Source organism: Rickettsia endosymbiont of Hedychridium roseum (assembly GCF_964028255.1).
Taxonomy (GTDB): domain Bacteria; phylum Pseudomonadota; class Alphaproteobacteria; order Rickettsiales; family Rickettsiaceae; genus Rickettsia; species Rickettsia asembonensis.
In genome coordinates this window covers 171,347-190,906 of record NZ_OZ034753.1, presented here as the reverse complement: position 1 = coordinate 190,906, position 19,560 = coordinate 171,347, and the positions used below count along the sequence as shown (strand labels likewise).

Here is a 19,560-nt window from a genome sequence, read left to right as displayed (position 1 = left end):
ATAGGAACAGTTATAACTGATATTCCCCAATTACCCAAATATTTAATAAAATATACTCAACCAAATGAAGTAAGAATACTCATAAAAGTTCTAGATAAAGCATATAAAAGACTCGCATACGTAAAACGTTTAAAAACTGGAATATGTTTAAAAAGTATAGGTATAGCAGGTGAATAATTAAGAGAAAATGAAATTAGTATAACTTGTAATATCAATAAACTCAAAGGAGTAGTTATTATATTTAATAAATAAGGAAAAATAAGAATGCCAAATATTACTATTTTAACTCTTAAAAGAGTTAAGGGATAGATATAATAGCTTAAATAAGTCCATATTATGAAACTAAATATTTGAAATATTGAAACAATAAAATTTTGATGAATAATTTGCTCACTGGTAAAATTAAAATTATTTTTCATAATATTCCCACAGTGAAAATAGATAATATAAAAGCATACTGGCCATGCACACTGCAATAAAAATACAGCTAATGAAGTGCTATTACTAACTTTTTCTTTCCATACTGCACTATTTTCTAATTGCTTTTTATTAACTTCAACTTTTTCTAAAGCTTGTTCTAATTTTTTTTTCAATTGACGTTTTGCGTCAATGAATTCTGGAGTTTCTCTTAAATGTGTTCTAGCAACTGCTCCCACAATAGCAATAACTGCTCCTATCCAAAAAGCTATACGCCAATTAAGACCATATTTTGTAGCAAAATAAGCAATAGCCAAAGCTGCAAAACTTCCAAAAGCTGTAAAAATTGAAATTATAGCGACTGCTGGGTATTGTATAGGAGGTGTAGTTATTTCAGTTATATAAAGTTCAGCACCTATTATTTCTCCCATACAGGACATACCTTGTACGATTCGACAAATGGTAATTACCCAAGCAGCTGCTGCTCCTATTTGAGCATATGTAGGAAAAGTAGCCATTACTACACAAGATAAAGACATCATGGCTGTAGTTATAACTACAGTAGTTTTACGTCCGATATTATCTCCTATCCAACCAAATATTATAGCTCCTACAGGTCTTAATAGATATGTGGAACAAAAAGCAGCAGCCGTATAAAGTGCTGCAACATGTGCATCAGCTTTTGGATAAAATAGTTCATTTAAAAGCACTGCCATATGTACATAAAGCATAAGGTCAAAGTATTCAAGAAATGTACCTATGGAAAGTAATCCTATTGCTTCTTTTTGCACTCTATTTAAACTTGTTTGTGCCTTCTCTTCTTGTAGCCTAGCATAAATTCTTTACAAAAAATTAAATTGTAAAGAAACTTATACTGTTTTATGTAAAAGTCAATAGGAAATTTCGCTTTACACGATAAATAAGAAAATGAAGTGCAACTTAACACACTTTGTGGATTGAATAAGATTTTTTAAAGAATAGCTAATCCTATTTCAAAAAAAATCTTATAATTTGTAGCAAAAAAACATTTAATTATTTATTAGCACAATAAATATGTGATAAATAAACTAATTGAAAGAAAAAAATAAGTAATATATAGTAATGGTTCATTTTTAGATTGAAAAGCAAAAAATACTATACTATCGTTGGTAGTATAATTAAATATATTAAAAATATGCTTTTTCAATCACTAAATTTATACTCTATCTTAGTTGCAGGTCTTACAGCTACAATTATCGTTTTTATGCGTCAATTATCTTATTACAAACAGCAAATTATTAATAAGGATTTAAAAATGATACCTGCATATTTTGATAAAAAAATGTTATATAAAATTCTTAATAATAACTGCGATAGATATTCTGCTCTTGAAATGATTAAATCATATTTTAAGTTGAAAACTGCAAGATCGTTATCATATGAAGAACTTCAAAATGATCAGCAATTAAGCGAATTATTTGAAGATTCTTTAAACTATTTTATTGATAATTTTATATCAAAATCTGATAATCTAGTTTAGATTCGGCTAAATTTAAATGTCATTCCCGCGAAAGCGGGAATCCAAAAAAAAGTATAAATACAGCAAATTTTTGAAATTAAAAGCTCGATTTATCTCGCCTTATGATGGATTCCCGCTTTTAGCTAAGAATGACAGCGAGTAGGTTTTTCGATCCATGCAACAAAACCCTACTTTTAGCTAGGATGACATCAAGATCTTTTTAAAGAATGTCCGGTACTATACTACTTACTACCGAATGAAGAAACAATTTTATTAATTAATGATTCAATATTAATTGCTGATTGAGTATATCTTATCTCTTCATTAGCCGCTAAATTTTCATCATCATTACCAGGTACAATTGAAATATATTTACCTCCAAGTAACCCGCTGGTGACTACTTGGGCTTTAGAATCTTTAGGTATTTTAACATCATCATTAATATTTAGACATACACTTGCATAAAAGCTATTCGGATCTAAAGTAATTTTCTTTACACTACCTATTTTTATACCTGAGATCATTACGTCGCTTCCAACTGCTATACCCTCTGCACTCTGAAAATTAGCAGTTAACTGATAACCTTTTGAGCTAGTTATAGAACTACCTGTTTTGTAGGCAAAAATCAAAAATAGCAAAGCAATAATTAATACTACAAAGCCGATAATTGTTTCAATAATGTTCTGTTTCATTGTTTTTTTATATTTTATTAATTAATTACGGTTGCCATCTACTATATTTAAGATTTGATGTTTTAGGCGGCTTTTTAACTATTTTATTATTCTTTTGCCACGGGAAAAGCTGAATATTTTTCGGTATCTCATTTACTAAATGATGTAACCAAGCGTGCCAACTCGGCGGAATTTTTGTAGGTTCATTTACATTCTTATAAATAACAAACCTCCTTGGACGCCCTAAATAATCAATATTACGGCTTTCATAATATTGATTCAAAAATTCATCTTCTCCTACTTTTTTGTGAAAAAAAGTAATAAAAAACTTATCTATCCACGACATTTTAAAATTTCTATAGCAGTTTCTCTTCCTTGCACTGCAAGTTTATCGGCAGCAATATTACCGCTATTATTTGCATGACCTTTTACCCATTTCCAAATAATAGTATGTTTACTCAATTCTGCGTATAATTTTTGCCATAAATCGGCATTTTTAACGGGTTCATTGTTGCTTTTACACCAATTATTTTTTATCCAATTATGAATCCAAGCGGTAATTCCCTGTTGCAAATATTTACTATCGGTATAAATCTCAACATTACAAGATTTTTTTAAAATCCTTAATGCTTCAAGTGCTGCCGTAATTTCCATACGATTATTAGTCGTATCCAACTCATACCCAAATATTTCTTTGCTAGTATCATTAAATTGAAGCAAAGCTCCCCATCCTCCGGGACCGGGATTACCTGCACATGCACCATCAGTATATATAACTACTTTTGAATCCATATATGGGCATTAACTAGGTTTAGGTTTAGAAGAGTTACGAAACTTATCTAACATTATAACATTTGGATTTGGAGATAATGAAGTTTTATAACTTTTATTACTACTTATTTCCTCTTCATGTTGGTGATTTTCTTGTATATTTAACGACTGATTAAAAGTTAGGCTGTAATTATTATTGGAATCAACAAAGCTAATAAGTGCATCAAAAGGTACGTAAATTATTTCTTTAACACCGTCAAAACTTACCGTTAAGGAAAAACCGGTATCATTTACTATTAAATTTTCAAACTGATATTGAAGTACTATTGTTATCTGTTTTGGATATGCCTGTTTAACTTTTGAAGGTAAAATTACCGCAGGGTTATCGGTTCTGTACGATATGTATATTAACTGATCCCAATATAAATTTTCATGCTGAATCTTAGTTAGAATTTTTTTCACAAATTCTAGCATATATTCATTCACAAATTTTTTATATTCAATATTCATACGAAAAAAATAAAAATAGGTATATGAGTTATGTGGGGTTTTTCTGTTGCCCGGCAAACCCCCAGCCGCGTAGGATTAAGCTGCTAAAGCTGCACCTACGTTACGATTATTATCGTTTGCGTTTCTTTGTTTTGACCCATATGGCAAAAGCCATCGGCGGAATCATCCCGAGTAAAAGCAATCTTTTTATTAGGTACGTCGATCCTATTTCGCCCCCATAAAATACTCGATGAACTTCAAAAATTGGCTACGTCGTTCTACAAGAGCTGCGGTGCTCACGTATTAAGTATACGCTTCACTCCTCGCCTTGTGAACTCCTTGCTCTTTTTGAAGTTAATCTTCGTATTGTCTACTCTTTATTATATATTTAAACTTTTCTAAATGACGCCGCTAATAAAGAGGAATTTGAAGAAGACACGGAACGCAGAACCGCAGCGTACACTTGGTACGTGAGAATTCGAGTACCGGATCGACGTACAAATTACCTTTAGAAGCAAGTTATTTAGAAAGTTTTGGTGGAGGCGTCGGGTACTGCCCCCGAGTCCGCAACCTCTATTCTAAATTACGTTTATTACTATAGCTATATTAGCACCAAATATTATGCCTTAATTTGATTAAAATGTAAAGGTCAAATAAGAATTCTAGATTTATATTAAAAATGGACTTATAATAAATTTTTAGAATTCAAAATTAAAAACTTAATCATGCTACCAAATCTTGGAATTATTGCAGGCAGAGGTTCATTACCTTACTTAATAGCAAGTAACTATACAAAGCAAGGCGGCAAGTGTTATATAGCGGCGATTAAAGACGAAGCTGATATAGATCAAATTAAAGATTTTGAATATAAGATTTTAAAAATCGGTATGATTGGTGAAGCTATAAAATATTTTAAGGATAATGAGGTAAAAAATATTATTTTTATCGGCGGAGTTAATAGACCGAATTTTAAAAATTTATCCGTAGATAAAATAGGCGGTTTATTGCTTTTCAAAATAGTTGGGCAAAAAATTCGAGGAGATGATAATTTGCTAAAAATAGTAGCAGATTTTTTTGAAAGCTATGGTTTTAAAGTAATTTCAAGTAATGAAATATATAAAAATCAACAAGGTAACTCCAATATTATAACTGATACCACCCTTACGAATTCAGATAAAAATGATATTGAGCTTGGAGTAAAATTGTTGAATCATTTAAGTTCATTCGATATTGCACAATCGGTTATAGTTGAAAATGGTTACATACTTGGTATAGAGGCTGCTGAAGGGACGGATAATTTAATAGCGAGATGTGCAGATTTACGTAAAAATCCTTATGGAGGAGTGCTAGTAAAAATACCGAAATTAGGTCAAGATAATAGACTAGATATGCCAACAATTGGTCCTGATACTATAAAGAATCTTGCTAAATATAATTACAAAGGAGTAGCGATTCAGAAAAATAACGTAATTATAGTCGAAGAAGAATTAACTATAAAACTCGCTAATGAACATAAAATTTTTATAACAAAATGTTAGCAATAGGTATTACCGGTAGCTATGCATCGGGGAAAACTTTTATTTTGGATTATTTAGCAGAAAAAGGATATAAAACTTTTTGTGCCGATAGATGTATAAAAGAATTATATCAAGATTTAAGCGTGCAAACTCAAATCTTAAAATTACTTCCTGAACTTGAATCTTTCAATATCGGAAAAATCAGTAATTTAATCTACAATAACGACCTAGCTAGAGAAAAACTACAAAATTTTATTTACCCATTACTAATAGATAAACTGATTTTATTTAAAAAAGAAAATGCTAATTCCAAATTTGGCTTTGCCGAAATACCGTTGCTTTATGAAGCTAAATTTGATAAATATTTTGATTTTGTCGTAACAATATACTGCTCTGAAGAAATAAGAATGCAAAGAGCGATAACGAGATCTTCATTTGATATAGAAATCAATAATAAAATCAAAGAAATTCAACTATCACAAGAGAGCAAAATAGCAAAAGCAGATTTTGCTATAAATAGCGGAGTTTATATGTTAGACTTGGAAAAACAAATAGAGAAACTAATAAAGGATTTGAAAGCAAGGTAATTCTCGCTATTAGCGAGAAAATGTTGTCTTGTTGCATGGCACTTATGTCATTCCCGCGTAGGCATTGTTGCGTAGCCCCCCAGTCGTCATTGCGAAAAGAATTACGTAGTAATTCGACGAAGCAATCCAGTTAAAAATTCTGATTTATAGAATTTTTTTAATTATTTTGCTGGATTGCAGCAAAGCTTCGCTCCTCGCAATGACGATTTTGGTATCCACGCAACAATACCCGCTCGCAATGACGATTTTAAAAGACTAATAAAGGATTGGAAATGTCGAGTTTAAGAGAGATAATTTTAGATACCGAAACTACGGGACTTGACCCACGACAAGGTCACCGAATCGTCGAAATCGGTGCAATTGAGATGGTGAATAAGGTATTAACAGGCAGGAATTTTCATTTTTATATTAATCCTGAGCGAGATATGCCGTTTGAGGCTTATAGAATTCATGGCATATCCGGCGAATTTTTAAAAGACAAGCCTCTATTTCATACAATAGCCGATGATTTTTTAGAGTTTATTTCAGATAGCAAACTTATTATTCATAATGCTCCGTTCGATATTAAATTTCTAAATCATGAATTATCATTATTAAAAAGAGCGGAAATCAAACTTTTAGAACTGTCCAATGCTATAGATACTCTAGTTATGGCTAGAAGTATGTTTCCAGGCTCAAAATATAATCTTGACGCATTATGTAAAAGATTTAAAGTTGATAATTTAGGTAGGCAGCTTCACGGGGCTTTGAAAGATGCGGCATTACTTGCAGAAGTATATGTGGAACTAACGGGTGGTAGACAATCCGCTTTTAAAATGGCTGATAAATCTGCCGGAATAAATAATTTAGCAACTAATCAAGTAAATAACAAAACAGAGCAAGCTACTATTGTTATTAAACCTACAAAAGAAGAGCTGCAAAAACATAAAGAGTTCATAAATAAGATTTTAATACCGGCTTAATTAATGTCATTCCCGCGGGGCTTTGTTGCGTGGATCTAAAAATACGTCCGGTGTCATACCGTGACTTGACCACGGTATCCAGTTTTTTTATTTTTATGGATGCCGTGGTCAAGCCACGGCATGACACCACAGGCTTTTTTAACAACAATTCCCTTAAAACTTACCTATGAAAACAAACTTCCTTGTACTTATAACTTTTATAATACTCATCTCTTTAGGCTTTTGGCAGCTTAGTCGTTTAAAAGAAAAGAAATTATTTCTAGCTTCTATGCAAGCTAACCTCACCTCACCAGCAATTAATTTAGCAGAAATTCAAGACAATTTACCTTATCACAAAGTAAAAATTACCGGTCAATTTTTGCCTAATAAAGACATATATTTATATGGTAGAAGGTCAATGTCGAGTGAAAAAGACGGATATTATTTAGTTACTCCTTTTAAAACTATAGAAGATAAAGTTATTTTAGTAGCACGAGGTTGGTTTAGTAATCGCAATAAAAATATTATCACGCAAGCTACAAACGACCAGCAGCACGAGATTATCGGTGTTACTATGCCGTCTGAAAAAACTCGTAGCTACTTACCTGCTAATGATATAAAAAATAATGTGTGGCTAACTTTAGATTTAAAAGAAGCATCCCAAACCTTAGAATTAAATCTAGAGGATTTTTATATTATTGCGGAAGGAAAAGATATTAGCAATCTAGATATTTTATTACCTCTTTCAATAAATCATTTAGCAGCAATCAGAAATGACCATTTAGAATATGCCCTAACTTGGTTTGGTCTCGCTATTTCTTTAATAGTGATTTATATTGTTTATAAGCGTAATGTTATTTCTTCGTAGGTCATCTATGTCATTCCCGCGGAAGCGGGAATCTAGGGTAAAGCGAGATAAATCGAGATTTTAAAAAGTCTTAAAGCACTGGATTCCCGCTTCCGCGGGAATGACATAATAACTATACAATAAAGATTTATAAATGAGCAATCTACAACAACAAGCATCTGATCCTAATTATTCCGTTTGGGTATCGGCATCTGCCGGTACCGGTAAAACCAAAATCCTAACCGATCGATTTTTACGTCTGTTAATAATGGGCGTAGAACCTACAAATATTTTATGCCTTACTTTTACTAATGCTGCTTCTATAGAGATGCAAGCAAGAATTAATAGTAAACTTAAACATCTTTCTCTTTGTGATGCAGAAAAATTAGAAAATGAACTCTTCTTAATGAGCGGCAATAAGCCGCTACCACAAGAAATAGAAAACGCAAAAACTTTATACGATAAAATCCTAAATAGCAACGAGCCTTTAAATATCTATACAATTCATGCGTTTTGTCAAAAAATCCTTAACACTTTTCCTTTAGAAGCAGGTATCACACCGGAATTTAAGATTCTTGAAGAAACTAAATTACAGGATATCTTCCTAAATATCAGAAATGAAATCTACTTAAGTGATGAGCATAATGACTTAATTAAAATTTTACTTAACCGCTTTCATGAAATAACTCTGCAAGATATTTTTACCGAGATAATCGAGCAGAAAATTAAATTCAAAAAGTTATTTATAAATAAGCAAATTCCTAAAGAAATATCTAATAAAAGATTAGCGTTAGGGGAATTAAATAATATTTACGATAAGGTGAAAAACTTATTTGCAGAATATGATTTGGAAATAGAACCGAAAGAAATCTTTTTTACCAAAGACGGAAAAAAACGTAAAAGCCTTTTATCGAAAGAATTAACAAGAAAATATCCTAAATTATTGTTAGAGCTAGAAAAAATTATCTCTGAAATTTACCGTTTGGATGAGTTGCGTCGCATAGAGGAGCTAGAATATCATACGAACTTACTTACTAAACTTGCTCATATTATTTTAAAAAAATACGATTCATATAAAGAAGAAAATAATTTACTCGATTACGATGATTTAATTTATTACACCGAGAAATTACTGAATAATAAAACTACACATGAATGGTTGCTAAATAAGCTGGAGAGTGAAATAAATCATATTCTTGTCGATGAAGCACAAGACACAAGCCCCCAGCAATGGAATATTATCACCACTTTAATAACAGAGTTTAATGCGGTAGATAGACAACAAAATGTCATACCGTGGCCCCTCCACGGTATCCAGAAAAAAATAAAAAAAGACTGGATCCCGCTACAAGCTCGCGGGATGACAATTTTCATAGTTGGTGACGATAAACAATCTATCTTCAGTTTTCAAGGGGCTGATCTTCATAATTTCAGCTTAGTAAATGAGTGCCTAAAAGCAAAGTTTACAAGTGCCAATAAGAAATTCAAAAATATCACTCTTGAATATTCTTATAGATCATGTGCAGAGATTTTACAATTTACTCATAATGTTTTGAAAAATATAAAATCCAATTACCCGAATTTATTCCTTTCAAATAATCCTTTAATATCCTCATTTCGTACACATCAAGGCTCTATAACGGTTTGGCCGTTAATAACAAGCAAAAAACAAGAAGAGCTTTTTTGGGCATTGCCTGAAGATTATGAAAATTCTAAATCCGCCGCTGATTTACTCATAGAAAAAATCATAAATTTTATACAAGAACAAATAAAAAGCAAAGAAATTTTACCCTCTACCGCAAGCAGAATATCTGAAAAAGATTTCATGATATTAGTACGAAAACGAGATGAATTTAGTAATAATCTGATAAAAGAACTTAGCAAAGCTAAGCTTAAAGTTGAGATAAGCGATAGAATTAACATTAAAGAAAATCTAACGATAATGGATTTAATCTCGATAGCTAAATTTGTGTTATTATCTGACGATGATTTAAACCTTGCCGGCTTACTAAAATCGCCGATTATCGGCATGAACGAAGAGCAATTATACAAACTTCTTGTAAATAAAACCGATAATAGTTTATGGGATAATCTATCTGCTTGTGAAGAAATATACGCTAAGTTAAATTCCCTAATTGAAATTTATAAAATATCGACTGTTGAGAATTTCTTTGATTTAGTAGTGAATAATCTAAATTTACGAGAAATTTACGATGATAATATGATAAATGAGCTATTAACATTAAGCAAAAACTATGCAAATGATATAGATAATTCACTGCAAGGATTCATTGCTTGGTTTGAGAATAACGATATCTACATCAAACGTGATATGGAGCATTCAGATAAAATAAGAGTAATGACCGTCCACGGCTCTAAAGGACTTGAAGCTCCTATTGTTATATTATGCGATTCTACTACTTTGCCGGTAAGTAGCAATAAATTTATTTGGGACGATAAAGGGGAAATGTTTTTTTCTGCCAATATTGTAGATACACCGGAGTTCCTACAAGAACTAAAAGAAGCTGAAAAGTTAAAAGATTTACAGGAGTATATAAGACTACTCTATGTTGCAATGACAAGAGCTAAAGACAGGCTGATTATATGCGGTTTTAGTAATAAAGCAGCCGCTCCTGAAAATTGTTGGTATGAAATAGCCAAGCAAACTTTTGATTAACAGCTGCTTTATTAAGGGCATTGCTAACTAAAGAGAGATGTCATACCGTGGCTTGACCACGGTATCCAGGAAAACAACTAAAAATACTAGATATTTAGGTATTTTTTTGGATCCCGTGAATAAATCACGGGATGACATCGAGTTTTTTTATTATCATCTCTCTTTAGTTAGCAATGCCTTATTAAGTCATTATTCGGCTTTCCAACTCTCCTAAACGTTGCTCGATTCTCTCTATATCTTCTTTTGTGACAGGATTTTTTAATAAAAATGCAATTTCATCTTTTAGCATGTTTATCTCTTTTTCAGTAGAATCTAATACTATATCGTAAATGCTTTTTTTATCTTGATTTGACACTTAAATGCTCCCAAACTTAAATTGCTCAAGTTTCAACCACCAAAGAGAAATAATCCCTTGGTGGCGGGGAGTTCAAAGAACCGCATAAGACAGCTACAATAGCCTTTAAGCTTAAAGCATTGCTTTAAGCTCTGTACATAGCTATTATCTCCCCGACCGTGTGATGAAGTCGAGGATTATACCATTTATACGGCTGATAATACCGCTTAGGAGTGAGGCTTTGAAACCCCAGAATAACGTTACTGCTACTCTTGCGGAAGATTTTAATTAATTTTTTAAAAAAGTCAATTAGCTATTGTCAAAGAACGGCTGCATGGCTCGGAAAATGCCCTTAATATTATTCCCGCTTTTAGCAATTACTTCCTAGCTTACTCCGAACTAGTATTAAATAACTGCACTAAATGTATATAAATATCCAGTGTTTCAATTTCTTCCTTAGTAAATTTATAAGGAGATTTTACATAAATAAGTTTTTTGGCATCTTGCTTCTTTATTTGATCAGGCGGTAAATATATATATAATCTATGTTCTTCTTGATCCTGCGACTCTTTATTAGCATGCAGCACCTCATACAAAGCTGTTATATCTTTTTTTGTTTCATCTAAAAAAGATGCAGCAACTTCTTCTAACTTTTCTTTAAATAAACTACTGAGCTCCTGATCACTTTCTAGCTCTTTCTGCGAAATTACTCTTATATCATCTAATTTAAAATAAGATTTTATATTTTCTAAAAAAAAATTAGCATAATTCTCAGTTCTAGGGCTTTTAAGGTTTTTATTCAAATGATTATGAAGAAATTTTTTATCTAGATAAAATTGAATAATACTTAAATTTTTTTCTTTTAAGGTTTTTTTATACCTTGTTATTTTAGAAATAACGACTACAACAAGAAAAATAAAAATACTTATTAACAGAGGATATAAGATATTTAACTGATCAAACATTATAAATTTCATAGAATTTAGTTTACACTACATAATAGTAGTAACATTTATTTAAATTTCAACTTAAATATTTTTTATTTCAATTTAACTCCTATATCTTAAATTTAAATCATTTGTGTTTAAATATTGTCATAAGAAAATTAATAAGATTTTATTGAAACCGCTACTTCAGATAGCATAATAATTTATGCATTATAGTAATAATCATGACCTAATAAATCAGATTTAGGAATATCACACTTATATTCATATGAACCTAAATAAGCTTGTAATTCATGAACATTTTGTTCTATTTTTTCATAATTATATTTATGTGAGTTTTGAAATTTTTCAACTAATTTACCTTTATTAAAAACTTTTTTATAAGCATCTTCTTTAAAAAACCCGTCTTTTTGTTCTTCACTATGAAAATAATTCTTAAATTCACTATGTTTTTTCGGTAAATTAGAGATAAATTCTGCAAATTTTTCTAATTGAATATTGGTAATTAGAGTAAATACCAAACGTATATTCTCTTTATATTGGTTAACTCTTGAAATTTCATGCTCTATTGTATTTTTATATTCGCTATTTCCTCTTCTAATTCCTTTTCTGTAAATAATCTTTTAAATGCAGCAAGCCACGGACCAAAAGCTGTACTTTCTAACTTTTTAAAATATTCTTTTAACTTCATAACTAATTTCCTTGTTTATATTTTCTTAGTTTAATTTATAGTACTAGTTGGAAGTAATCAAGTTATAGAGCTAAGAAAAATTAATACTTTTGTAAAAATTATATGTAGCGTAGCAATTGAAAAACAGTTTTAAAATGCTTAAAATAATTTGACTATTTTAGAAAATTTTAATAAAATCTATTAATAAACTCAATCGATAATACCAAATATGAAAACAGCTTTTATCTTCCCCGGTCAAGGGTCGCAATTGATCGGCATGGGAAAAGATTTTTATGATAATTTTAAACCCGCCAAAGAAACTTTTCAAATCGTTGATGAAGCACTAAATCGAAAACTTACCGACATAATTTTTAACGGCACTTCCGAGGAACTAACCCTAACTACCAACGCACAGCCGGCATTAATGGCAGTATCTATGGCAATAATAAATATTATCAAAGCTGAAACCGGTAAAAGTTTGGATAGTCTTTGCAATTATGCTGCCGGTCATTCGCTAGGTGAATATAGTGCTTTATGTAGCACTGAAAGTATTAGTCTTGAGACAGCAGCAAAACTACTGCATATACGTAGTACATCTATGCAAGAAGCATGTCCCGAAGGTGAGGGAAGCATGGCAGCTTGTATCAATATTCCACTTAAAAAACTTGAAGAAATATTAGAAGATATAAACAAAATAAATTTATGCCAAATTGCCAATGATAACATCGAAGGACAAATAGTTATTAGCGGCAAGACCACAGCTATAGATCATGCTATTAGCATAATTAAAGATTTAGGCTATAAAGCGATAAAACTGAAAGTCAGTGCTCCATTTCATTGTAGCTTAATGAAGCCGGCAGAAGAAAAAATGCGAGTAGCTCTTGATAAAATTGTAATTAATAAGCCTTTGATACCAGTAATCCAAAATTATACTGCAAAACCTACTCTAAATCCTACAGAAATCAAACAAAATTTAATTCTTCAAATATGCGGACGAGTTAGATGGCGTGAAACTTTAGAACTATTTAATACCTTAGATATAACTCATATAGTAGAAATAGGTGCCGGAAGCGTATTAACAAATATGCTCCGAAAAATTAATTATCCATATAAGTTAAGTAATATAAGTAATTTAGAAGAACTACAGAATTTTTTAGACACTCTATCATAACTTCTGATTTATACTCAAATGATTTCAAGAACCCTCATTTTATTTTGAGAGGTGAGCACCCGCAGCCTATACTTAAATAGGTGAGGATGCGAATCCTTGATAAAAGAAAAAAGCAATTCTTGAAAGCAGCAGAGTATATAAAGTTTTTAAATTAACTTAATATTATTATTATATGAAAATTAGTTTTAGTTTTTTTAAGCAATTGCTAGAATTATTAACTAGTGATTGGCGGAGCTATTTAAATAAGGTAATAACGGAACTTGAAAAGTTAGCTTTAACAGATACTAATGATACATTTTTAAAAGAAGAATGTTATAGAAAAATTGCTCTTATTAAAGGATACATTAAAGAAGGTGAGTATCCATGGTATGTTGTTCCTTTTTATAAAAAAGATAATGCAAGTTTACTACTTACCAATATTCACATGCTAGAGCTTGATTATCTAAATCAAAATACGGTAAAAGCAGTAAAAAATATGCTGCGAAATAATTTCAAAGATATATATAATCCAGAAATTTACATTATCGCTAATTATGAAGAACCTATAATTCAAAAATATATAATAACAGATAAAATAGCTAAAGGTAAAATTATTACATTTGAGGATTTAAATATTAAATATGAAGAACACAAGAATGAAGAGTTAACATATATAGATGATATAGTAAATGATATTAGAAAACTAGACAGCGAGTGTAGTAGCAGATATATCAAATATAATCAAATTCATTTATCAATTTTATTTTGTAGATTCTGCTATTACTCAGTATACGATCATTTTTATGGCTGCACATTTTGAAGAACTACAAAATTTTCATCAAAATTTAGATAACCTCAACTTTATAGTACCATCACAAAAATATAATACTGAATGCCAACCAAAAAACTATAAGAACTTTATAAATATCGAAGCAATAACTTGGAATAGATTTTTAGTTAAATATCAGAAATTATTTAATAATCTTAGCGAAGAACATTCAGAAATACTATGTAGCATTTGTAGCGATAATGAGGATTTTGTAGAATTATTAATTTCTGATTCTATAAACCTTAGCTTAAACAAACGAGTCGAAATTATAAAATACTTAATAGACGAATATAAAAATGATATTGAATCCGTTTATCCCGTAGCCCTGCAGCTTTTTAATATTTGCAACAATAAAGATGGTTTTGTAAAATTGTTAATTTCAGACTCTTATAATTTGAACCTAAACAAGCGAACCAAAATTATAGAATCCTGATATGTAAATATAAAAACGATATTAAATCTATTTATTACATAACCGAACAACTTTTTAATATTTGTAACGATAATACAAATATTAAAACTATAGAAACAGAGACTGAACGTTTTTACAAATATGTTGAATATTACCGAAGCTGGGATGGCTTACCTAGTTATTGGCATATGGACTTTAAAGGGCTACCAGGCTTTGATACGAAATCTTTGATTATTGGCAATTCTGCATTATCAGAAAATGATTATGAATAATATTTAAATCAATAATAAAAATTCTAAAATAATTCTAGAAATTTTATAATTTAGATGATATAAAGTTAAGCCATAACCGGAGAGATGGCCGAGTGGCCGAAGGCGGCGGTTTGCTAAACCGTTATACGGGTCATACCGTATCGAGGGTTCGAATCCCTCTCTCTCCGCCAGCTCTATGCTCTTTTATTTTCTTTATAATGCTTAATATATTTATCTAGTAACATCCTAATCATTTTTTGATAAGGAACATGTGCAGTTGCTGCTTCTGATTTAAAGAATTCTACGCTCTCTTTACTTAAAGAAATGGTTACTTTTACAGAATCATCTTTTAACAACAGTTCTCTAGGATGTGGTAAGAAATCTTTTACTATTTTTACTTCCCCTATTTCCCCATCAGTGTATTTTATTCTCTTGCTCATAAATTCCCTTACCTTTACGCCAGTATCCTGCTCCAAAAATTCTTATATGATTATCTCGAAACATAAAACGGACTGTTAAAATATTACCATCAACTTGACCTAAACAAAAATATCTTTTCTTGAGAATACTATGGTCTATATCTTCTAAAATTATCCTATTCATATCTAGAAAAGTAGAAAAGCTTCTTGGGCTTCATAAAAACTTACGTTATGCTTCCTTATATTAATTTTATTTTTTTCTTCATCCCATTCAAAAGAGCAAGACATTTTTAACCTATAATTATTAATTTAATAATAGTTTGTTTTATAATAAATGTCCATATATTTATATGGGTAATAAACCATATTTTAAAATTAATAGTTTTCAAAGTAGACATAACAAAACTTAAGCGTAGCCTAGGTTCTGTGGACATTTCTAATTGATTTCCTATTCTGAGGTATTTTTTAGCGAAAATTAATAAGATTTTTGAAGGAATAGTTATTCATATTTCAAAAAAAATCTTATAATTTGCAGCAAAAAATAGCAGGAATTAAATCTTTTTAGAGATGTCCACAGAACCTAAACTAAGGCTAATCTAAACTCGTTAAAGGTTCGCATAACGTACCATGCTCCCGCCAGCGTCTGGACAGTTAGCCAATTCTTGTAGTTTAACTTCCGGGAAAGCCAAGGAGTAATCAAGGTTTCCGCCTTTCAAATTTAGGTTAGAGAATACAAATTATCGCCTTATTTCCTTTATTTAACAAGGAAATTAGATTTACATGTAAAATGTCTTTTCATACCTTACCTTTTTAAATTTTATTAAAAACTTTAACTATTTAAGATTATATAATATCATCTTCTTCACCCATTAATTTAATTAAGTCTGGATAGGTTTGCTCATATTGAGCTATAAGCTCAAGTGTTTCTGTTTTATCATGAGATGATAATTTAACTTTACCATTTTCTACTAACTCTCTTAATTCTTTTATTTCTTGTAAGTTAGCATAATGAACACTAACCACCTCGCCATCTTTTGCTTCATACCATTGATTTTGAGCATCGCATGAAAGGGCATTTAATATATTAATATTTTCTCTAGCATTTATGGGTTCTAGATCTAGTTTTACGAAGAAATTTCTTGTTAATCTGAATTGTAGAGTTTCGGTGATAGGTACGTATGATAATCCAAAAGATTCATTATTAAATATACAGAATGGCTCTATTTTCTTTTGAAAACTACTGTTAGGAACAAAACCAAAAATTTTTATTGTATAGTGTTGATTTATATAATTTATAAATAATTTTTGTTCTTTCATTTTTTACCTCTTACAATAGTTAAATTCTGTTTATTAAAATAGCCTAGCTATTTCAGCTTTTGATTACAACCTAAAATTTGTAAAAACTTAATAAACATATTGTTTGTAGTAAAAAGTAGAAAAAACTATATAGATACAAGATTTATCTCCTGTAGCCTTAAGTTTAATATGGTTTATATATGATTAGCAATTATACACCAAAAAACGAATGATAGTTTGTTTAAAAAAATCTTTCGAGATTTAGAGAGATTAAAGGAATTTATAAATACAGTTCTTGGACTTCAGGAGGGTTTTAGAATCAAAGAAATAGAGTTTATACCCATAGAGCAAGTCCTATGCTCAATAAAGGAAAAAGACCGTATCCCGCTACGCAGTAAACGACCTCTTCAGCTCATTGGTGGGAAAGGACGAACCCACATAGATATTATAACACCTAAATACTCAACTTACAATAATTATTATATAATAATTATTGCTTAGTAGTTGAGATATTATTTAAGTGGTTAAATTATGACTGACTTAGTTAAACAATTTGAGCTGCTACTGTCATTCCCGCGTAGGCGGGAATCCAGAAAAAAATTATAAATACAGCAAATTTTTGAAATTTAAAGCTCGATTTATCTCGCTTTACCCTGGATTCCCGCCTACGCGGGAATGACATAGAATAGAAATTGTCCGGTACTATGGGCTTGACCACAGGATTCAGTTAAAAATACTAAAATTATTAGTATTTTTTATTGTTTTTAAATTTACTTCAAATGTAGTAACTGATTATTTAAAATAATTAACTAATATAGTAAATTAGTAATTGTAATTATTACTATTTATTAAAGCTCTCTATTATTTCCTCTAATCCTCTATATATTCATAGATTCCTTAAATCAATCCTAATTCATTTATTCACACTTCTAGTTAAATTTCTATTGCTTTCTTAAAGCTCCTTATTATGATTCTGTCTATAAGCTCATTTTTAACGAAATATTAAAATTTATAGAATTTAATAAGGATATAATTATGTTTAAAGGACAATTTCAACATACATATAAAAAACTAATAGAGGTGATAAAAGCAAAAAATACGGCAGAAGCACAGAAATTAATTGCCACTATGGATATTACTGAATTAAGTAAAGCTACTAATACAGGAGATACGGCATTAGCTTGGGCTGCAAGTAAAGGCTTAGGCGATGTATGTTTGCAACTAATCCCTAAAATGACTGACCAGGCTATTAATCATGTTAATAAGAATGGCGACACAGCTTTAAGCTTAGCTACAAAAAATGGTTTTAAAAATATATGTGATTTATTGACGAATAAAAAAGATAATTTAGCTAATAAAGCAGCCACAGAAAAAAAACAAGAAAAACAGCAGCAGAGCCTAAAGCTTGATGAGTTAAAATATAATCAACTAATTTCAGCAATAAGAGATAATAAAGCAGCAGAAGCAGAAAAGTTAGTTAAAGAGCTAAATAGCGATACGCTTAGCAAAATTGATGATAACGGCAATACGGCTTTAACTTTGGCTGCTAGTAAAGGCTTAAGTAAAGTATGCCTACAACTAATTCCCAAAATGACCGATCAAGCCATTAATACTATTACCAAAACTTACGGTACTACAGCCCTAACTTGTGCTGCATGGAAAGGTTTAAGCGAGGTATGCTTGCAACTAATTTCAAGAATGCCGGATCAAACTATTAATCATATCACTAATGGCGGTGATACAGCATTAACCTTAGCTGTATGGAACGGCTTAGAAAAGGTAAGTGAGTTACTAATACCTAGAATGACTATTCAAGCTATTCATCATGTTAGTAATAAAGGTGAAACAGTATTAAATTTAGTTATACAAAATAATTTAAAAAAAATATATGACTTATTAAATTTAAGAGTAAATGAGCTAAATAATCAAATCAATAAAACAAATACATATAAGAACGAGGAAGAAAAACTTATTATTGAAGAGGAAGAAGATATTTACCAAATAATCGGCAAGATAATTTTTGACTTACAAGATAGCAATATTGATGAAGTAGACAAACCCATAATAGAGAATAGCTTATATAGAATAGTTAATAAGATTCAGAAGCTAACAGATAAAAACGATATAATAAATATAACTAAAAGTATAAAAGAGCTTATAGGAAACGAAATTACCGAAGGAGTAGTTATAGATTTAGAAGATGAAGTTAAAGAAATGGTAGAAAAACAAGCTCAAAAGAAGTTAAATATATTTAACGACATAGTAAAAAAAATAATTACGAAGTTAGAGATTGCTGACACTAAAGATAGTGCAGTGATACAAACACAAATAAAGGAAATATCCAGTAAAGTACAAACTTTAGAAAATAATGTTAGTATAGAACAAATAACAAACTGGATGGAAAAACTTATAAACGGCAAAATCACTAGAGGAACAGTTATAGATTTAAAGAAGAAAATTGATGCAATAATGCTTCAAGAAATAAACGAATCCACTAATGTAATTACATTTGCAGTAAAAGAAATAATATATGACAACCCGCTTTTGAATCATACGAAATTACTACAAACTGCCGTAGATAGTAAACTAAGCCCTGATTTAATCCAAGAAGCAATTAATAATAATGATGAGGGGCTTATTTTAGCCGGCTTAATGAGTATGGGATATGATGTAGCAAAATATATTTAAACTAAATATTTGGAGCTGGTACTAATGTATAAAAAGGCTTAAGTGTAGCCTAAACTAAGGCTAATCTAAACTCGTTAAAGGTTCGCATAACGTACCACGCTCCCTGTCAACTCTGAAAAGCCAAGGAGTAATCAAGTTTTCCGCCTTTC

Annotated in this window: 24 protein-coding genes, 1 tRNA gene, 1 other RNA gene and 1 pseudogene; 13 read left to right on the top strand and 14 right to left on the bottom strand. The window is 30.3% G+C overall.

Translation table 11 applies throughout. From position 1 onward, the window contains the following. Window positions 1-56: 56 nt before the first annotated feature. Entirely contained in the window at window positions 57-1,208 is a 1,152-nt protein-coding gene (locus AC5587_RS01110; protein WP_499162580.1) for an MFS transporter, read from the bottom strand. A 383-nt stretch (window positions 1,209-1,591) separates the two neighbouring features. On the opposite strand from AC5587_RS01110, the pseudogene AC5587_RS01105 reads away from it, so the two are divergent. Together AC5587_RS01105 and AC5587_RS01100 are read left to right on the top strand one after the other, a co-directional pair. Next, window positions 1,592-1,933, top strand: a pseudogene (locus AC5587_RS01105) (hypothetical protein); the annotation flags it as partial. A gap of 19 nt (window positions 1,934-1,952) precedes the next feature. Next, window positions 1,953-2,078, top strand: coding sequence for a hypothetical protein (locus AC5587_RS01100; protein ID WP_410527711.1), 126 nt, complete (start codon window positions 1,953-1,955; stop codon window positions 2,076-2,078). Window positions 2,079-2,157: 79 nt separating this feature from the next. Here AC5587_RS01100 and mlaD read toward each other — a convergent pair whose 3' ends face one another. The 5 genes from mlaD to ssrA form a co-directional block, all read right to left on the bottom strand. Next, window positions 2,158-2,607 (bottom strand): outer membrane lipid asymmetry maintenance protein MlaD, encoded by a 450-nt coding sequence (gene mlaD / locus AC5587_RS01095; RefSeq protein ID WP_499162579.1) that lies wholly within the window; start codon window positions 2,605-2,607, stop codon window positions 2,158-2,160. 25 nt (window positions 2,608-2,632) lie between these two features. After that, on the bottom strand, window positions 2,633-2,932 hold the full coding sequence (locus tag AC5587_RS01090; protein WP_011270533.1) for an NADH-ubiquinone oxidoreductase subunit NDUFA12 family protein: 300 nt from the start codon (window positions 2,930-2,932) through the stop codon (window positions 2,633-2,635). Beyond that, window positions 2,920-3,378 (bottom strand): ribonuclease HI, encoded by a 459-nt coding sequence (rnhA, locus tag AC5587_RS01085; protein ID WP_011270532.1) that lies wholly within the window; start codon window positions 3,376-3,378, stop codon window positions 2,920-2,922. The genes AC5587_RS01090 and rnhA overlap by 13 nt, the downstream gene beginning before the upstream one ends. Window positions 3,379-3,387: 9 nt before the next feature. Next, window positions 3,388-3,867 carry a ClpXP protease specificity-enhancing factor SspB gene (locus AC5587_RS01080; RefSeq protein WP_499162578.1) on the bottom strand — a complete coding sequence of 160 codons (480 nt, stop codon included), beginning with the start codon at window positions 3,865-3,867 and terminating at the stop codon, window positions 3,388-3,390. Window positions 3,868-3,898: 31 nt separating this feature from the next. After that, window positions 3,899-4,497: a transfer-messenger RNA gene (ssrA, locus tag AC5587_RS01075) on the bottom strand. A gap of 74 nt (window positions 4,498-4,571) precedes the next feature. Here ssrA and AC5587_RS01070 point away from each other — a divergent pair. From AC5587_RS01070 to AC5587_RS01045, 6 genes are all read left to right on the top strand, one after another. Continuing rightward, the gene (locus tag AC5587_RS01070; RefSeq protein ID WP_499162577.1) at window positions 4,572-5,384 is read left to right on the top strand and encodes an LpxI family protein; all 813 of its coding nucleotides are present in this window, start codon (window positions 4,572-4,574) and stop codon (window positions 5,382-5,384) included. After that, a complete protein-coding gene (coaE, locus tag AC5587_RS01065) occupies window positions 5,378-5,950 on the top strand; it encodes a dephospho-CoA kinase (protein ID WP_499162576.1) in 573 nt (190 codons plus the stop codon). The genes AC5587_RS01070 and coaE overlap by 7 nt, the downstream gene beginning before the upstream one ends. Before the next feature lie 272 nt (window positions 5,951-6,222). Continuing rightward, complete coding sequence (gene dnaQ, locus AC5587_RS01060; protein ID WP_499162575.1) at window positions 6,223-6,912, top strand: DNA polymerase III subunit epsilon; 690 nt, start codon at window positions 6,223-6,225, stop codon at window positions 6,910-6,912. 29 nt (window positions 6,913-6,941) lie between these two features. Further along, window positions 6,942-7,082, top strand: a complete 141-nt coding sequence (locus AC5587_RS01055) for a palindromic element RPE4 domain-containing protein (protein ID WP_499162574.1) — start codon at window positions 6,942-6,944, stop codon at window positions 7,080-7,082. After that, a complete protein-coding gene (locus AC5587_RS01050; RefSeq protein ID WP_499162573.1) occupies window positions 7,079-7,759 on the top strand; it encodes an SURF1 family protein in 681 nt (226 codons plus the stop codon). Before AC5587_RS01055 ends, AC5587_RS01050 begins: the two co-directional genes overlap by 4 nt. A gap of 133 nt (window positions 7,760-7,892) precedes the next feature. Continuing rightward, window positions 7,893-10,415 carry a UvrD-helicase domain-containing protein gene (locus AC5587_RS01045; RefSeq protein WP_499162572.1) on the top strand — a complete coding sequence of 841 codons (2,523 nt, stop codon included), beginning with the start codon at window positions 7,893-7,895 and terminating at the stop codon, window positions 10,413-10,415. A 27-nt stretch (window positions 10,416-10,442) separates the two neighbouring features. On the opposite strand, the gene AC5587_RS01040 is transcribed toward AC5587_RS01045, so the two are convergent. From AC5587_RS01040 to AC5587_RS01020, 5 genes are all read right to left on the bottom strand, one after another. Next, window positions 10,443-10,553: a palindromic element RPE4 domain-containing protein gene (locus AC5587_RS01040; RefSeq protein WP_499162571.1), complete on the bottom strand. Its 111-nt coding sequence runs from the start codon at window positions 10,551-10,553 to the stop codon at window positions 10,443-10,445. A 43-nt stretch (window positions 10,554-10,596) separates the two neighbouring features. Then, complete coding sequence (locus AC5587_RS01035) at window positions 10,597-10,770, bottom strand: hypothetical protein (RefSeq protein ID WP_410527439.1); 174 nt, start codon at window positions 10,768-10,770, stop codon at window positions 10,597-10,599. 368 nt (window positions 10,771-11,138) lie between these two features. Further along, window positions 11,139-11,726: a hypothetical protein gene (locus tag AC5587_RS01030; protein ID WP_499163048.1), complete on the bottom strand. Its 588-nt coding sequence runs from the start codon at window positions 11,724-11,726 to the stop codon at window positions 11,139-11,141. A 173-nt stretch (window positions 11,727-11,899) separates the two neighbouring features. After that, complete coding sequence (locus AC5587_RS01025) at window positions 11,900-12,217, bottom strand: hypothetical protein (RefSeq protein ID WP_499162570.1); 318 nt, start codon at window positions 12,215-12,217, stop codon at window positions 11,900-11,902. A gap of 44 nt (window positions 12,218-12,261) precedes the next feature. After that, window positions 12,262-12,387, bottom strand: a complete 126-nt coding sequence (locus AC5587_RS01020; protein ID WP_499162569.1) for a hypothetical protein — start codon at window positions 12,385-12,387, stop codon at window positions 12,262-12,264. A 208-nt stretch (window positions 12,388-12,595) separates the two neighbouring features. Between AC5587_RS01020 and fabD the strand changes: the two genes are divergently transcribed. From fabD to AC5587_RS01000, 4 genes are all read left to right on the top strand, one after another. Next, the gene (gene fabD, locus AC5587_RS01015; RefSeq protein ID WP_499162568.1) at window positions 12,596-13,537 is read left to right on the top strand and encodes an ACP S-malonyltransferase; all 942 of its coding nucleotides are present in this window, start codon (window positions 12,596-12,598) and stop codon (window positions 13,535-13,537) included. 172 nt (window positions 13,538-13,709) lie between these two features. Further along, window positions 13,710-14,336: a hypothetical protein gene (locus AC5587_RS01010; protein ID WP_499162567.1), complete on the top strand. Its 627-nt coding sequence runs from the start codon at window positions 13,710-13,712 to the stop codon at window positions 14,334-14,336. Next, window positions 14,320-14,778, top strand: a complete 459-nt coding sequence (locus AC5587_RS01005) for a hypothetical protein (RefSeq protein ID WP_499162566.1) — start codon at window positions 14,320-14,322, stop codon at window positions 14,776-14,778. The genes AC5587_RS01010 and AC5587_RS01005 overlap by 17 nt, the downstream gene beginning before the upstream one ends. A 329-nt stretch (window positions 14,779-15,107) precedes the next feature. Beyond that, window positions 15,108-15,199: transfer RNA gene (locus AC5587_RS01000), tRNA-Ser, on the top strand. Between the two features lie 3 nt (window positions 15,200-15,202). Here AC5587_RS01000 and AC5587_RS00995 read toward each other — a convergent pair. The 3 genes from AC5587_RS00995 to AC5587_RS00985 form a co-directional block, all read right to left on the bottom strand. Further along, a complete protein-coding gene (locus tag AC5587_RS00995; RefSeq protein ID WP_499162565.1) occupies window positions 15,203-15,448 on the bottom strand; it encodes a CopG family transcriptional regulator in 246 nt (81 codons plus the stop codon). A gap of 822 nt (window positions 15,449-16,270) precedes the next feature. After that, window positions 16,271-16,744 (bottom strand): hypothetical protein, encoded by a 474-nt coding sequence (locus AC5587_RS00990; protein ID WP_499162564.1) that lies wholly within the window; start codon window positions 16,742-16,744, stop codon window positions 16,271-16,273. Window positions 16,745-17,267: 523 nt separating this feature from the next. Further along, window positions 17,268-17,405 carry a hypothetical protein gene (locus tag AC5587_RS00985; RefSeq protein ID WP_499162563.1) on the bottom strand — a complete coding sequence of 46 codons (138 nt, stop codon included), beginning with the start codon at window positions 17,403-17,405 and terminating at the stop codon, window positions 17,268-17,270. Window positions 17,406-17,758: 353 nt separating this feature from the next. Here AC5587_RS00985 and AC5587_RS00980 point away from each other — a divergent pair, with 353 nt between their 5' ends. Further along, window positions 17,759-19,411 carry an ankyrin repeat domain-containing protein gene (locus AC5587_RS00980; protein ID WP_499162562.1) on the top strand — a complete coding sequence of 551 codons (1,653 nt, stop codon included), beginning with the start codon at window positions 17,759-17,761 and terminating at the stop codon, window positions 19,409-19,411. Window positions 19,412-19,560: the final 149 nt, after the last annotated feature.

Excerpts from the sequence above, each read along its gene's own strand:
- AC5587_RS01070 (WP_499162577.1), top strand. The coding sequence starts at position 4,572 with ATGCTACCAAATCTTGGAATTATTGCAGGCAGAGGTTCATTACCTTAC.
- AC5587_RS00995 (WP_499162565.1), bottom strand. The coding sequence starts at position 15,448 with ATGAGCAAGAGAATAAAATACACTGATGGGGAAATAGGGGAAGTAAAA.
- fabD (WP_499162568.1), top strand. The coding sequence starts at position 12,596 with ATGAAAACAGCTTTTATCTTCCCCGGTCAAGGGTCGCAATTGATCGGC.
- rnhA (WP_011270532.1), bottom strand. The coding sequence starts at position 3,378 with ATGGATTCAAAAGTAGTTATATATACTGATGGTGCATGTGCAGGTAAT.
- AC5587_RS00980 (WP_499162562.1), top strand. The coding sequence starts at position 17,759 with ATGTTTAAAGGACAATTTCAACATACATATAAAAAACTAATAGAGGTG.
- AC5587_RS01005 (WP_499162566.1), top strand. The coding sequence starts at position 14,320 with ATGGCTGCACATTTTGAAGAACTACAAAATTTTCATCAAAATTTAGAT.
- mlaD (WP_499162579.1), bottom strand. The coding sequence starts at position 2,607 with ATGAAACAGAACATTATTGAAACAATTATCGGCTTTGTAGTATTAATT.
- AC5587_RS01080 (WP_499162578.1), bottom strand. The coding sequence starts at position 3,867 with ATGAATATTGAATATAAAAAATTTGTGAATGAATATATGCTAGAATTT.
- AC5587_RS01010 (WP_499162567.1), top strand. The coding sequence starts at position 13,710 with ATGAAAATTAGTTTTAGTTTTTTTAAGCAATTGCTAGAATTATTAACT.
- AC5587_RS01090 (WP_011270533.1), bottom strand. The coding sequence starts at position 2,932 with ATGTCGTGGATAGATAAGTTTTTTATTACTTTTTTTCACAAAAAAGTA.
- AC5587_RS01045 (WP_499162572.1), top strand. The coding sequence starts at position 7,893 with ATGAGCAATCTACAACAACAAGCATCTGATCCTAATTATTCCGTTTGG.
- AC5587_RS00985 (WP_499162563.1), bottom strand. The coding sequence starts at position 17,405 with ATGTCATTCCCGCGTAGGCGGGAATCCAGGGTAAAGCGAGATAAATCG.
- dnaQ (WP_499162575.1), top strand. The coding sequence starts at position 6,223 with ATGTCGAGTTTAAGAGAGATAATTTTAGATACCGAAACTACGGGACTT.
- coaE (WP_499162576.1), top strand. The coding sequence starts at position 5,378 with ATGTTAGCAATAGGTATTACCGGTAGCTATGCATCGGGGAAAACTTTT.
- AC5587_RS01020 (WP_499162569.1), bottom strand. The coding sequence starts at position 12,387 with ATGAAGTTAAAAGAATATTTTAAAAAGTTAGAAAGTACAGCTTTTGGT.
- AC5587_RS01030 (WP_499163048.1), bottom strand. The coding sequence starts at position 11,726 with ATGAAATTTATAATGTTTGATCAGTTAAATATCTTATATCCTCTGTTA.
- AC5587_RS01100 (WP_410527711.1), top strand. The coding sequence starts at position 1,953 with ATGTCATTCCCGCGAAAGCGGGAATCCAAAAAAAAGTATAAATACAGC.
- AC5587_RS01040 (WP_499162571.1), bottom strand. The coding sequence starts at position 10,553 with ATGTCATCCCGTGATTTATTCACGGGATCCAAAAAAATACCTAAATAT.
- AC5587_RS01050 (WP_499162573.1), top strand. The coding sequence starts at position 7,079 with ATGAAAACAAACTTCCTTGTACTTATAACTTTTATAATACTCATCTCT.
- AC5587_RS00990 (WP_499162564.1), bottom strand. The coding sequence starts at position 16,744 with ATGAAAGAACAAAAATTATTTATAAATTATATAAATCAACACTATACA.